This is a genomic window from Candidatus Dormiibacterota bacterium, from assembly GCA_035635555.1.
In the GTDB taxonomy this organism is placed as follows: domain Bacteria; phylum Acidobacteriota; class Polarisedimenticolia; order Gp22-AA2; family Gp22-AA2; genus Gp22-AA3.
The window spans coordinates 140,539-152,868 of sequence record DASQAT010000048.1 but is presented as its reverse complement, the minus strand read 5'-3'; the positions used below and the strand labels follow the sequence as shown (position 1 = coordinate 152,868).

Genomic DNA, 12,330 nt, shown 5'->3' with positions numbered 1-12,330 from the left:
GCGATTTCAATATGGTTATCGACGGCGTGAAGTCAAGGGAGGCTACTAATAATGATACGGCGTCAGGACAGATATCCCCAGGTCTGGAGGAGATCCCCCTCCCGGTGCCAGCGCTCGCCGATGTCGGTGCGGTAGAACATGTTGGGGATCATGATGTTCTTCACACGGTTGTAGGCCTCGCGGCGGGCGTCGTCCATCGTCGAGGCGGAGCCGGTCACGACGACGGCGTAGCCGGAGTTCCCGGCCAGGCGCCAGTCCCCTTCGACGAGCCGCACGTCCCCCGGGTGGATCCCCTCGGACATCGGCTTCTTGAACAGGACCACGGCGTCCTCGGAGAACTTGCGGAAGGAGTCCGGGTCGATGAACGGGAACGGCGGCACGGCGATGACGACGCAGATCTGGAAGCCGCGGTTGGTGCGCAGGTTGAACGGCTCGCCCCGCGCCATGGCCGGGAGGAACTCGCCCCACTTGGACAGGACCCCCTCGATCTGGAGGTTGATCGTCGGATAGCCGAACCGGCAGGTGAACTCGAGGGGGTAGATGCCGCGCGAGTTGACGATGCAGTTGATGTCGATGTAGCCGGTATACGCCGCGGCGGCCAGGCGATCCTTCATCTTGAGAAGGGTGTTGTTGAACAGCTGGTTCGGGCCGGACCAGAAGCCGGAGGTCCCCATCTCGCCGGTCTGCGGGCCGATCTCGTCGTTGAACATCCGCTTGTGCTCGAAATTGATGAACACCGGCAGGGTGAAATCGGTGCCGTTGAAGAACCCTCCGACCGCCACCTCGACACCATTGGCGAACTTCTGCAGCTGGAGCACCTTGATCTTGGAGGCCCAGCCCTTCTTGTAGTGCTCGAGCATCGAGATGACGTCGAGGCCGTCCTCCTCCTGGCCGACGAACGACAGGACCTTCTCGTTCTGCGCCCGCCCGCTCGGCTTCACCACGTAGCGGCCGGGGTTCTCCCGGACGAAGGCGGCGGCCGCGTCGAACGAGGTGAACTCCCAGCGCGGCAGGGTCGTCATGCCGGCCGCCTTCATCTCCTCCTGGCCGAAATCGCGGTCCATCTCGAGCCTGTCGGTGTAGCTTGTGCCGCCGATGACCGCCTTCCCTTCCTTGCGCAGCTTCTCGACCAGCGTCCCGAACTCACAGTCGTCGAACACGATGACGTCGGCCCAGTCCTTGAAGTCCTCCCAGCGATCCACCTTCTCGACGAAGCCGTCGCCGACGTCTCGGTCCGCCTTCGACATGATGTGGTACTTGACCTCGAATCCTTCCTTCCGCACCTGCCAGGCGAGGTCATGGATGAGGGCGAACTTGGAGATGAACAGGAAGCGGGTGACGGCGGGCTTCGGGACTTCCTTCGGTATGTCCGGCGGTGCTGCGGGCTCGGCGACCTTCTCGACGTCGTGGTTCTTCTGGTTGTTGTCCTTCACGCTGTCTCGCTTTCACGCAAAAGGTAACCCCTTCGCGGGCGCTTGGCAAGACGAGATCGCGATCGTCAGGCGGTTTTGAGCCGGCCGCGCAAAGCGAGGAGGGCGGCGATCGCGGCCAGCATCACTACGGTGAGCGTCGTGAACAGGAGCGCGTAGCCGCCCAGCGGCATCAGCAGCCCGCCGATGAGCGGGCCGAGGAAGAAGCCGGCCGAGAACGCGTAGCTGTGCGAGCCGGTGGCGAAGCCGCGGTCGTCCCTGTGCAGCCCGCGGTTCAGGAGGGCGACCGCGGGCACGTAGATCAGCACCTCGACCAGCCCGAACAGGAAGAACAGGGTCCACAGCGGCAGGACGCCCGTCAGCGCGAGGAACGACGCGTTGAGGAGCGCGGCGTACGCCAGTCCCCAGAGGATGAGACGCGCGTCGCCGACGCGGTCGGCGATGAGACCCGCGAGGCGGGGCAGGACGACGCTCGGGAGACCCGCGACCGCGAACAGGAAGCCGATGCCGATCCTCCTGACGTTCATCTGGTCGGCGAGGAGCGGCAGGAACGCCTCCGTGGCCCCGTAGAAGAACGCCAGCGCGAAGGTCGCGGCCGCCGACGCCAGCACCGCGGGGAGCCGCAAGACCTTCAGGATGCCCGCCAGCGTCGTGCGCACGCCGAGACGCCCCGTCTCGGGCAGGGCGACGCAGCCGGCCACGAAGGCCACCAGCGAAAGCACGGCGTACAGGACGAACGGGAAACGCACGCTGCCCAGGCCCCCGAGCGCCGGTCCGACGACGAATCCGAGCGACCAGGAGCCGGTGATCCACGACATCGTCCGTCCCATGTGCGAATCGGGACTGAGGTCGGCCGCCATCGTCAGCGCTCCGACCCAGATGGCGACGGCCCCGAGTCCCTGCACGAACCGGGCGGCGACGAGCCAGCCGTAGGTCGGCGCGAAGACGAAGCCGAACGAGGAGACCGTCAGGCAGCCGAGCCCCACCAGGACGAGACTCCGCCTGCCGAAGCGGTTCGCCAGCGCCCCGAACGGGATCCCGGCGACCAGACCGACGGCGGCGTACAGACCGACCAGGAACCCGATCTGGGCCTCGCCCGCCCCGGCGGTCCGCGCCAGGAACGGGAGCGTCGGCGCCACCACTCCGTAGCCGACCGCCTCCACGAACATCGTGAGCGCCAGGGCGAGCGCCGAGGCGGGGCCGCCGAGCAGCGGCATGCCGGCCGCCGGGGCGCCGGCCGCGGCCGGCAGTCCCGCCGACACCGATTCGGTGACCCCGGGGTCGCTTCGCATGGAGGCTCGGTTGTCGGACGGGTCAGGATCGCGACAGGTCGGCGAACGATTCGTCGAGGGCGGCGATCAGCTCGTCGATCTGCGGCTCGGTGACGGTGAGCGGTGGCGCGACGCGCAGGACATTTCCCCACAGTCCGCCCTTGCCGATCAGAACGCCGCGACGGCGCGTCCCCTCGAGGACGCGCGCGGCGGCCTGCGGATCGGGGACCTTGTTCTCCTTGACCAGCTCAGCGCCCTGCATCAGTCCGACCCCGCGCACGTCGCCGATGACAGGGTGGCGCCGCTGCATGTCGCGCAGGCCGGCGTTCAGGCGATCCCCCATGAGGCGCGCGTTGTCCGCGAGCCTCTGCTTCTGGATGACGCGCAGCGTGGCGAGCGCCGCGGCCGAGGTCACGGGGTTCCCGCCGAAGGTCGAGAACGACAGCGGCTTGAGGGCCGCCGCAATGGCTCCTGTGGTGGCGGTGGCTCCGATGGGGGATCCGTTCGCCATCCCCTTGGCGAAGGTCATGATGTCCGGAACGACGCCGTAGTGCTCGATGCCGAACATCCGGCCGGTGCGCCCCCAGCCGGTCTGCACCTCGTCGGCGATGAACACACCGCCCGCCTTGCGCACGATCGCGGCGACGATCTGGAAGTATTCTTTGGGGGGGACGATGAAGCCGCCCGAGCCGATGATCACCTCCGCAAGGATCCCGGCGACGCGCCCTGAGGTCGTCGTCTGGTGACCTCCTCGACGTCCTTGGCGCAGGCGACGTCGCACGACGGATAGGTCAGCTTGAGCGGGCAGCGGTAGCAGTAAGGGGCGACGGCGTGCACGAATCCCGGGACCGGGTTGCCGAACTGCTTCCAGGGCGCCTGTCCGGAGGCGGCCACCGCCATCATCGAGCGCCCGGAGTAGCCGTACCGCAGGACGACCACTTCCTGCACGCCGGTGAAGACGCGGGCCAGCGCGACCGCCGTCTCGTCGGCCTCGGTGCCGGAGTTCGTGAAAAAGAACCGGTCGAGTCCCTCGGGCAGCACCTGCGCCAGCGCCTCCGCGAGATCGGATTGCGGCGCGTTGGCGTAGAGGTTCGAGATGTGGACGAGCGTCTGGACCTGCCGGACGATCGCGTCCGTGACCTCGGGGTGGCAGTGCCCGACGCTCACGGTCAGGACACCGGCGAAGCAGTCGAGGTAACGGCGTCCCGCGTCGTCCCAGACGTGCAGTCCTTCGCCGCGCACCAGCGTCAGCGGCTCGTCGTAATAGGTGGTGACGCAGGGGAACAGGTAGCGCCGGTGCTTTTCGGCGGCGCTCAGGGCGGTCTCCGTCCCCCGCGCGGCCCCGCCGTCCGCGGGCTTCTTCGTGGTTTCACGATTCGGCATATCCCCCTCAGACAGGGCATTCTATCAGACAGCGGCCGCCCCGTTCGTGCGTGATACTCTCAGCGTCCCTGGGCTTTCATCGAGGAGGACCCCATGTCCCGGCCATCTCAGCGATCGATCCTGTTCGCCGCCGCTCTCATCCTCACCGCCGGTCTCGCCTTCGTCGCGGGCGCCGCCACCGCCGGCCCCGGCGAGAAGACGCTGGCGGAGGTCAAGGACTTCACCGATCGGTTCAACAAGGTCTACGAGGCGAACGACTGGAAGACGTACTGGGGATTCTACGCGGACGACATGACCCAGTACTGGGAGCAGGGTCGTCTCGACATCGCGGATTACAGGCCTTACTGGGAGAAGCAGCTCGCGGACGGCACGAAGATCCTCGAGGTCAAGTGGGCCGACCCCGCCTACCACGTCTCAGAGGCGAACGACGCGGCGGTCGCCGCCTACCGCATCTACACGAAGATGCGCCAGCCCGACGGAACCATCGTCGCGAGCTGGCACCAGGAGACGGACGTGCTGTTCAAGAGGAACGGCCGCTGGCAGGTGGTGCACCTGCACGACTCGCCCGCCCCGGACGACGCGCAGAAGAAGTGACGGAGCCGGTGCGGGCTCCTACTGCGGCAGGGCCGGACGGTCGTTGCCGCTCACCTCGCCGGTCAGCGCCTCGAGGAAGGCGACGAGGTCGGCCTTGTCCTGGTCGGACAGGTGGAGCGGCTTGATCTCCTTCGACAGCCACTGGTTCTTGAACCCGCCTTTGTCGTAGAAGTTGACGACCTCCAGGAGCGTCGTCTCGCTGCCGTCGTGCATGTAGGGCGACGTCTGGGTGACGTTGCGCAGGGTCGGCGTCTTGAAGGCCCCCTTGTCGAAATCGTTCTTGGTCACGACGAAGCGGCCCCAGTCCGGGTTCGGCTTGTCCATCCCCACGCCGAGGTTGTGGTACGACTCGTCGGTGAAATTGAAGCCGGCGTGGCAGGTGACGCAGTTGGCCTTCTGCGCGTCGGTGAACAGGTTCATGCCGCGCACCGCCGATTCGCTCAGGGCCGTCTTGTCCCCCGCCTGGTAGCGATCGTAGGGGGAGCCGCCGGCGAGCACGGTCCGCTCGTAGGTCGCGATCGCCATGGCGACCCTGTCGGCGTTGACGCCGGGGCTGCCGAACGCCGCCTGGAACTCGGGGGCGTACCCCTGGATCGCCTCGACGCTCGAGATCATCCCCTCGAGCGTGTGCCCCATCTCGATCGGGTTCTGGATCGGGCCGAGCGCCTGGTCCTCGAGATCGGCGGCGCGCCCGTCCCAGAACTGCTCCTTGCTGAACAGGCGGTTGATCACGGTCGGGGCGTTGCGCGAGCCGGGCTGGCGGCCGACGCCGAGCGAGGTCGGCCGCCCGTCGGAGAACCCCTTCTCGGGCGCGTGGCAGGTGGCGCAGGAGGTCGTGCCGTCCTTGCTCAGCCGCGGATCGAAATAGAGCTTGTGGCCGAGCTCGATCTTCAGCTTCGTGATCGGGTTCTTGTCGGGGACGTAGGCCGCGCCGGCCTGCAGACCGAGCGGCAGGACCATGCTGAAGTCCTCCGAGGTCAGGGTCTCGCCGGGAGGGGACTTGACCGGAGATTTCGGCGGCTCCTTCGGCGCGCCCGAGCAGCCGATCACCAGGAATGTCGCCAACAAGCCCGCCGGAACAGGCTGCCTCATGTATCGCTCCCCTTCCCGCGCGGAGCATAGCACGAGCGCGCCGCCGGGCCGGACGATCCGATCAGGCGGGACCGACCTCCACGCGGGCGTCGTTGAAGCACGCGCCGCCGGAGACGGCGGAGACGGTGTCGGGCACGAGAGCCGTTCCGACACGTCCGTTCTTCGTGTGCCGGTTCCAGATCCCCTTGGGCAGATAGACCACCCCGGGGCGCACGTCGGGATTGAGACGCAGGGGGACCACGACCTCGCCGAGGTCGTTGTGGACGCGCACCGGCTGGCCCTCGCGCAGGCGTCGCGGCGCCGCGTCCTCCGGGTGCATCTGGAGGCGGACGTCGTCGTGGTTGAACTCGCCCAGCGTCGAGGAGATCGTCTTGTCGGTCGCGGGCGAGATCAGGGCCAGCGGATGGCGTCGGTCGGCCGGGTCGTCGAGGATGACGTACGGGTCCGTTCCGAGGGCCGCCGGCCACAGGTCGGCCTTGCGCCCGGGGGTCTTCGGGAACACGGTCGCGAACTGGACCGGGCGCGGCCCCGGGAAGTCGAAGGTCAGGAGACCGTCGCGCCGCAGGCGCTCGAGGCGCCCCCTCCCGTCGGCCCGCTCCGCGCCTTCGTCGCCCGGCGCCACGGGGCCGCCGATCGAGGCCAGCGCCTCGCGCACCAGCGCCTCTCCGCGCGGCGCCCGGTCCTCGATCCCCATCGCCTGCATGATCAGGCCGAAGACCTCTTCGTTCGGCTTCGACTCCCCTTGCGGCTCGATGACGGGCTCCGCCAGCATCACGGCATAGGTGCCGTACGAGGTGGAGAGCTCGGTATGCTCGAGGAAGGTCGTGGCCGGGAGGACGATGTCGGCGTACAGCGCCGTGTCGGTCATCACCTGGTCGAAGACGACGGTGAACAGGTCCTCGCGCTCGAGCCCCTTCACGATGCGGTTCTGGTCCGGGACGGTGACGACCGGATTGGCGTTGTAGACGAACAGCGCCTCGATCGGCGGGTCGCTCTCTTCGAGAAGGACGCGGCCGAGGCGGTTCATGTTGATGAGGCGCGTCCGGGCCTCGGGCACTCCGATGAGCCGCGACTCGTCCACGTCGTACGTCGGGGACGAGGACAGGGCGTAGCCGCCGCCCGGCTTGCCGAACTTGCCGGCCACCGCCGGCAGGGCCAGGACGGCCGCCACGGACGACTCGGAATTGCGGTTGCGCTCCAGCCCCCAGCCGCAGCGGACCAGCGCCGGGTCGGCGGACGCGAACCCCTCGGCGATCGCCGCGATCTCCTTCGCCTCGACGCGCGCGAGCCGGGCGGCGCGCCCCAGCGTCCACGAGCGCGCCCGCTCCAGGAGGTTCTCCCAGCCGACCGTGTGCGTCTCGAGGAAGGCGCGGTCGACGAGGCCGATCCGATCCAGGTGGCCGATCATCGCCAGGGCGACCGCCCCGTCGGTGCCCGGGAAGATCGGCAGGTGCAGGTCGACGTACTGCCCCGACATCGTCCGCCGCGGATCGATCAGCGCCACGCGCCCCCCCGCCTGACGGGCCGCCTTCAGGTACGGCATCAGATGGATGTTGCTGTGCTTCGGGTTGGCGCCCCAGACGATGATGAACTTCGCCTGCGCGAACTCGGGGAAATCGACGCTCGCCATGCGGCCGTACAGCGCCTCGGCGGCCGCCGTGGTCGGCGCCGCGCACACGGTCCGCGCCAGGCGCGAGGCGCCGAGCGATCGGAACAGACGCTCGTCGGTGGTGCCCTGGGTCAGAAGACCGTTCGACCCGCCGTAGGAGAACGGCAGGATCGCCTCGCCTCCAAGGCGCGCGCGGATTTCCGCGAACCGGCGCGCGATCGTCGCGATCGCCTCGTCCCAGGACAGGCGCTCGAAGCGCCCTGTCCCCTTCGGACCGCTGCGGCGCAGCGCGTGCAGGAGGCGATCCGGCCCGTACAGCCGGCGCGGATAATCACGCACCTTGGCGCAGATGAACCCGTCGGTGAGCGCGTGGACGCGGCTGCCGGTGATCGACACGACGCGCCCGTCCTCGACCTTCACCTCGAGGCTGCAGCGGTCGGGGCAGTCGAGCGGGCAGACCGAATCCAGGACGGGCATGCCAATTATCTTACCGCGTCTCGAGACCCAGCTGCCAGAGAAGGAACGTCCAGGTGTCGGCCGCCTCGTCGACGACCTTGGTGAGCGGCTTGCCGATGCCGTGTCCGGCCTTGGTCTCGATGCGCAGGAGGACCGGCTGCTTCGAGGAGGTGGCCTTCTGAAGGCGCGCCGCCATCTTGCGCGCGTGCATCGGGTCGACCCGGCTGTCGCTCTCCGCCGCCTCGAGCAGGACCGCCGGGTAGGCCGTGCCGTCCTTCACGTTGTGGTAGGGGGAGTAGGCGCGCAGCACGCGGAACTGCTTCTCGTTCGCGGCCGAGCCGTACTCCGGCACCCACAACCGGGCGATCTGGAAGTTTTCGTAGCGCAGCATGTCGAGGAGCGGCACGGCGCACACGACGGCGCGGAACAGGTCGGGTCTCTGGGTCAGGGCCGCGCCGACCAGGAGCCCGCCGTTGCTGCCGCCGTAGATCGCCAGGCGATCCGGGCGCGTGTACTTCTGCTCGATGAGCCAGGACGCGGCCGCGATGAAATCGTCGAAGACGTTCTGCTTGCGATCGAGCATGCCGGCGCGGTGCCAGTCCTCGCCGTACTCCCCGCCGCCCCGCAGGTTCGCCACGGCATAGATCCCGCCGCGCTCGAGCCACAGCACGACGGCGCGCGAGAAGGCCGGCGTCAGGCTGATGTTGAAGCCGCCGTAGCCGTAAAGAACCGTCGGGTTCCCGCCGTCCAGGCGCAGACCCTTGCGGTGCACCACGAACATCGGCACGCGCGTGCCGTCCTTCGAGCGGTAGAACACCTGGTCGACGTCGAGACCCGAGAGATCGAGGTCGGTCCTGACCTGCTCCCAGAGCGTGACGGCCCCGGTCTTGAGGTCGTGGCGGTACACGGTCGGCGGCACGGTGTACGACGAGAACCCGAAGAACGCCTCCTGTCCGTCGTGACGGCCGTCCACCTTCTCGATCGTCCCGAGCGACGGCAGCGCGATGTCGCGCACTTTCTTTCCGTCGCTGCCGAACACCGTGAGACGCGACGCTGCGTCCTTGAGGTAGAGCGCGAGGATCCGGCCGCCCACCACGTGGACCTCGCTCAGGACCGCGTCGGTCTGCGGGATCAGCGGCTTCCAGGCGGCGCGCCCGGGCTTCTTCGGATCGACGGCGAACAGCCGGTAGCGCGGCGCCTCCCAGTTGGTCAGGAGGTACAGGGTGCCGTCGACCACTTCCCCCTGGAACAGCGCGTCGATCTTCTCCGCCACGGGAACGAACTGCGATCCCTCGGTCTTGAGATCCTTGACGTACAGATCGGACCGGGACCAGCCCTCGAGCACCCACACCACCATGTAGCGGCCGTCCGGCGAGACGCTGAACTCGATGATCTCCTCCGGCTTGCGCGCCGCGCCGAAGATCGCCGGGTCTTTCGCCCAGTCGACACCGAGGCGGTGGAAGAAGACGTGCCGGTTGTAGTTCTCCTGGCCGGCCGGGACCTCTCCCGGGGTCGGGTAGCGGGTGTAGTAGAAGCCGCTGTTGTCCGGCAGCCATCCGAGGCTGCAGTAGCGCGTGTGGGGAATGACGTCCTCGAGCGCCTTGCCCGTCTTCACGTCGAGGACATGCAGGGTGCTCTTCTCGTCGCCGCTGAGCGACACGCCGTAGGCGAGAAGGGCGCCGTCCTCCGACGGGTACCACCAGTCGATGGCGGCCGTGCCGTCCGCGCTGAGCGCGTTCGGGTCGACCAGAACCCGGTCCTTCCCCACGAGCGAGTCGCGGACGTACAGGATCGGCTGGTTCTGCTCCCCCTCGCGGCGCGTGTAGAAGTAGCGGCTTCCCCTGGGAGTCGGCGCCGTGAGCGTGCCGATCGACAGGAGCCGCGCCAGGCGGTCGCGCGTCGCGCCCCGGCCGGGGCGTGTGTCGAGGATCTTGCGGGTGTAGGCGTTCTGCGATTCGACCCAGGTGCGCGCTTCGGCGCTGGAGCCGTCCTCGAGCCAGCGATAGGGGTCGGGGATCGAGACACCGAACAGGTCGTCCACGACCTCGTCGGTCCGGGTCACGGGCGGCTCAGCGACGTCGCCCGCGGCGCAAGACGGCGCCGGCGGAAGAAGCAGCGGAGCGGCGATCAGGACGAGGGCCAGCCGCGGCGTGACACGCCGCGCTCCTCTCATGAATGTCGTCATCGCAACACCTCTCCTGGTGATCGTGCAACTGCGCCACGCGGGAGCCTCGTCTGTGAGCGGGCAGGCCGGTCAGGGAAGCGTCACGCCCGCGAGAATGCCGTCGTCGAGCCAGCCCTGGATCATCCGGCCCGCGCGCTCGGTGGCCTTCGCCACGCTGCGGCCCGCCGCCAGCCCCTGGCAGATTCGCGCGATGCTCTCCCCCGCCCGGGCCAGCTCCAGGCAGCGGACCTCGTCCTCGTCGAGGCTGCGGTGGTAGACGACGAAGTCCTTGCGCCAGACGCGCGCCGCCGTGCTCCTGCGCTTCGGAGGGTCGGGGCGATCGTGCCGCTCGTGCTCCCCGTCCGAGGCGGCGTCCGCCTCCGTCCTCTCCCGCGCCGCATTCCCTGTGGCGCCGCCGTGCGCCGGCCTGTCGTCACTCCCCGCGGCCTCGATCTCCTCCAGACGGCGCCAGTATCCCACCACCTCGTGCTCGAAGCGCAGCAGGGCGAACGCCGGCACGATCGAGAAGCGCGCCTCGCCGGCGTGATCCTGCGGGAGCCGCGCCAGCGCGTCGCGGGACAGCGGCACGGCGTCCCGCGCGTCGAACAGGTCGGCCCGCGCCCAGTCCAGCCGCGCCAGGTCGGACACCCACGGGAGCTCGACAGACAGCGGATGCGAGGCGAGGAACACGGGCAGGCGGCTCCCGAGGTGGCGCAGCGACGGGTGCTCCGACGGATGACGCAGGAGGTAGTCGGTGATCAGATTGTGGAACCGCGCCGGCCCGAGGGCGGCCAGGACCTTCGGAAAGTCCTCCGCCAGGCAGTCGAGCAGCCGGTAGAAATACATGTTGGCGTAGATGTCCAGGCGCTCCAACGCCGGCAGACGCTGGTCGCCCGTGAACAGGTCCTCGAGGCCGCGCTCGTCCACCACGCCGCGACGGCCGAGATCCTCGATCGCCGGGCGCACCCCCTCAGGCGCCGTGATCAGGGTCCAGAACAGCTCCTGCGTCCGCCGCAGGTCGGGGAGGCCGCCGGCCTTCACGGAGAGGTCTCCTTCCGTCCGGTCGCCGCGGCGGCCGGGAGCTTCATCGTCGCCGGGTCGAGCGCTTCGTTCTGGATCGTCCGGGCGCGCCGGGACTCCTCCTCGAGCCTCTCGAAGGACGGGATCCTGTCGTCCCATTCGATGAGCGAGGAGACCGCGCCGAACCTCCGGACCGCGGCGCGGTACAGAGCCCAGACCTCGTCGATGATTGCGTGATCGTGCGTGTCGAGGAGATACGTCCCCTTGTCCGAGTGTCCGGCCAGGTGGAACTGCCAGACGGCACCGGGCGGAACTCCATCGAGATAGTGTTGCGGGTCGAAGCCGTGGTTCCTGGCGCTGACGTAGATGTTGTTGATGTCCAACAGGATGCCGCAGCCGGAGCGGCGGGCCACCTCGGCCAGGAACTCCCACTCCGGCATGGCCGAGTGCCGGTACCCCACATAGCTGGAGACGTTCTCCAGGGCGATGGGACGCCCCAGGCGCTCCTGCACCCGCAGCACGCGGCCCACGACGTGGTCGAGCGCCTGCTCGGTGTACGGCAGCGGCAGGAGATCGTGCGCCTGCCGTCCGTTCACACCGGTCCAGCAGAGGTGATCGGAGATCCAGGCGGGCTGGAAGCGCCTCGCCAGGAGGTCGAGCCGGTCGAGGTAGGACTCGTCCAGAGGGTCGGTCGAGCCGATCGACAGCGCCACGCCGTGCAGGACGATCGGGTAGCGCTCGCGGACGCGGGTCAGGACATCGAGCGGCCGTCCGCCGTCCACCATGAAATTCTCGGAGATCGCCTCGAACCAGTCGACGCCGGCGGGCCCCGACAGGACGCGCTCGAAATGGTCGCGTCTCAGGCCGACGCCGTGGCCGAGAAAGGCGGGGCGGGAATGAACTTGACCAGGACTCATGTTCGGGGTGGGGGAACCGGACGCCCCGGGCCGGATCGCGGCCCGGGGCCGTCCGCGGACAATCAGTCAGGCGGCCCGCCGGGCGGGCCGGGGCGGATTATCCCTTGCTCTCTTCCTTCATCACGGTGCCGCCCTTATCCGTGCACTCCTTCTCGCTCTTCACTTTCACCCAGCCCTTGCCCTTGCACTCGTTCTTGCCGGCGCAGGCATGGCTGCCGTCGGCGGAGGCGCACTCGCCCTTGCCCTTGCACGAGTTGACGCCCGAGCACTTCACGGTCTTGCCCGAGTCCTTCTTCCCCTCAGCCGCGAACTGGTGACCGCCCGCGAGCATGCCGACGACCGCTGCCGCAACGACGAAGCCCAGAGCCTTCTTGCCGATCATCCTTCTGTCCTC

Annotated in this window: 11 protein-coding genes; 1 reads left to right on the top strand and 10 read right to left on the bottom strand. The window is 68.7% G+C overall.

The window, feature by feature from the left end; all coding sequences use genetic code 11:
- Positions 1 to 62: 62 nt before the first annotated feature.
- From VEW47_15205 to VEW47_15190, 4 genes are all read right to left on the bottom strand, one after another.
- Positions 63 to 1,367 carry a phosphoribosylamine--glycine ligase gene (locus VEW47_15205; GenBank protein HYS06529.1) on the bottom strand — a complete coding sequence of 435 codons (1,305 nt, stop codon included), beginning with the start codon at positions 1,365 to 1,367 and terminating at the stop codon, positions 63 to 65.
- A gap of 131 nt (positions 1,368 to 1,498) precedes the next feature.
- Positions 1,499 to 2,722: an MFS transporter gene (locus tag VEW47_15200; GenBank protein HYS06528.1), complete on the bottom strand. Its 1,224-nt coding sequence runs from the start codon at positions 2,720 to 2,722 to the stop codon at positions 1,499 to 1,501.
- A 22-nt stretch (positions 2,723 to 2,744) separates the two neighbouring features.
- The gene (locus tag VEW47_15195; protein HYS06527.1) at positions 2,745 to 3,401 is read right to left on the bottom strand and encodes an aminotransferase class III-fold pyridoxal phosphate-dependent enzyme; all 657 of its coding nucleotides are present in this window, start codon (positions 3,399 to 3,401) and stop codon (positions 2,745 to 2,747) included.
- On the bottom strand, positions 3,398 to 4,084 hold the full coding sequence (locus tag VEW47_15190; GenBank protein ID HYS06526.1) for an aminotransferase class III-fold pyridoxal phosphate-dependent enzyme: 687 nt from the start codon (positions 4,082 to 4,084) through the stop codon (positions 3,398 to 3,400). Before VEW47_15190 ends, VEW47_15195 begins: the two co-directional genes overlap by 4 nt.
- A gap of 93 nt (positions 4,085 to 4,177) precedes the next feature.
- On the opposite strand from VEW47_15190, the gene VEW47_15185 reads away from it, so the two are divergent.
- Positions 4,178 to 4,678 carry a nuclear transport factor 2 family protein gene (locus VEW47_15185; GenBank protein HYS06525.1) on the top strand — a complete coding sequence of 167 codons (501 nt, stop codon included), beginning with the start codon at positions 4,178 to 4,180 and terminating at the stop codon, positions 4,676 to 4,678.
- An 18-nt stretch (positions 4,679 to 4,696) separates the two neighbouring features.
- Here VEW47_15185 and VEW47_15180 read toward each other — a convergent pair whose 3' ends face one another.
- The 6 genes from VEW47_15180 to VEW47_15155 form a co-directional block, all read right to left on the bottom strand.
- A complete protein-coding gene (locus VEW47_15180; GenBank protein HYS06524.1) occupies positions 4,697 to 5,770 on the bottom strand; it encodes a cytochrome c peroxidase in 1,074 nt (357 codons plus the stop codon).
- Positions 5,771 to 5,831: 61 nt separating this feature from the next.
- Positions 5,832 to 7,856 (bottom strand): molybdopterin-dependent oxidoreductase, encoded by a 2,025-nt coding sequence (locus tag VEW47_15175; protein ID HYS06523.1) that lies wholly within the window; start codon positions 7,854 to 7,856, stop codon positions 5,832 to 5,834.
- A 10-nt stretch (positions 7,857 to 7,866) separates the two neighbouring features.
- On the bottom strand, positions 7,867 to 10,020 hold the full coding sequence (locus VEW47_15170; GenBank protein HYS06522.1) for a prolyl oligopeptidase family serine peptidase: 2,154 nt from the start codon (positions 10,018 to 10,020) through the stop codon (positions 7,867 to 7,869).
- 69 nt (positions 10,021 to 10,089) lie between these two features.
- Positions 10,090 to 11,040: a DNA-binding domain-containing protein gene (locus tag VEW47_15165; GenBank protein ID HYS06521.1), complete on the bottom strand. Its 951-nt coding sequence runs from the start codon at positions 11,038 to 11,040 to the stop codon at positions 10,090 to 10,092.
- Positions 11,037 to 11,936, bottom strand: coding sequence for a DUF692 domain-containing protein (locus VEW47_15160; protein ID HYS06520.1), 900 nt, complete (start codon positions 11,934 to 11,936; stop codon positions 11,037 to 11,039). The genes VEW47_15165 and VEW47_15160 overlap by 4 nt, the downstream gene beginning before the upstream one ends.
- Positions 11,937 to 12,033: 97 nt before the next feature.
- Positions 12,034 to 12,318, bottom strand: a complete 285-nt coding sequence (locus VEW47_15155; GenBank protein ID HYS06519.1) for a hypothetical protein — start codon at positions 12,316 to 12,318, stop codon at positions 12,034 to 12,036.
- Between the last annotated feature and the right edge of the window lie 12 nt (positions 12,319 to 12,330).

Bases quoted from the DNA above. Each gene is read 5' to 3' on its own strand.
- VEW47_15200 (HYS06528.1), bottom strand. From the start codon at position 2,722: ATGCGAAGCGACCCCGGGGTCACCGAATCGGTGTCGGCGGGACTGCCG.
- VEW47_15190 (HYS06526.1), bottom strand. From the start codon at position 4,084: ATGCCGAATCGTGAAACCACGAAGAAGCCCGCGGACGGCGGGGCCGCG.
- VEW47_15185 (HYS06525.1), top strand. From the start codon at position 4,178: ATGTCCCGGCCATCTCAGCGATCGATCCTGTTCGCCGCCGCTCTCATC.
- VEW47_15180 (HYS06524.1), bottom strand. From the start codon at position 5,770: ATGAGGCAGCCTGTTCCGGCGGGCTTGTTGGCGACATTCCTGGTGATC.
- VEW47_15175 (HYS06523.1), bottom strand. From the start codon at position 7,856: ATGCCCGTCCTGGATTCGGTCTGCCCGCTCGACTGCCCCGACCGCTGC.
- VEW47_15170 (HYS06522.1), bottom strand. From the start codon at position 10,020: ATGACGACATTCATGAGAGGAGCGCGGCGTGTCACGCCGCGGCTGGCC.
- VEW47_15160 (HYS06520.1), bottom strand. From the start codon at position 11,936: ATGAGTCCTGGTCAAGTTCATTCCCGCCCCGCCTTTCTCGGCCACGGC.
- VEW47_15155 (HYS06519.1), bottom strand. From the start codon at position 12,318: ATGATCGGCAAGAAGGCTCTGGGCTTCGTCGTTGCGGCAGCGGTCGTC.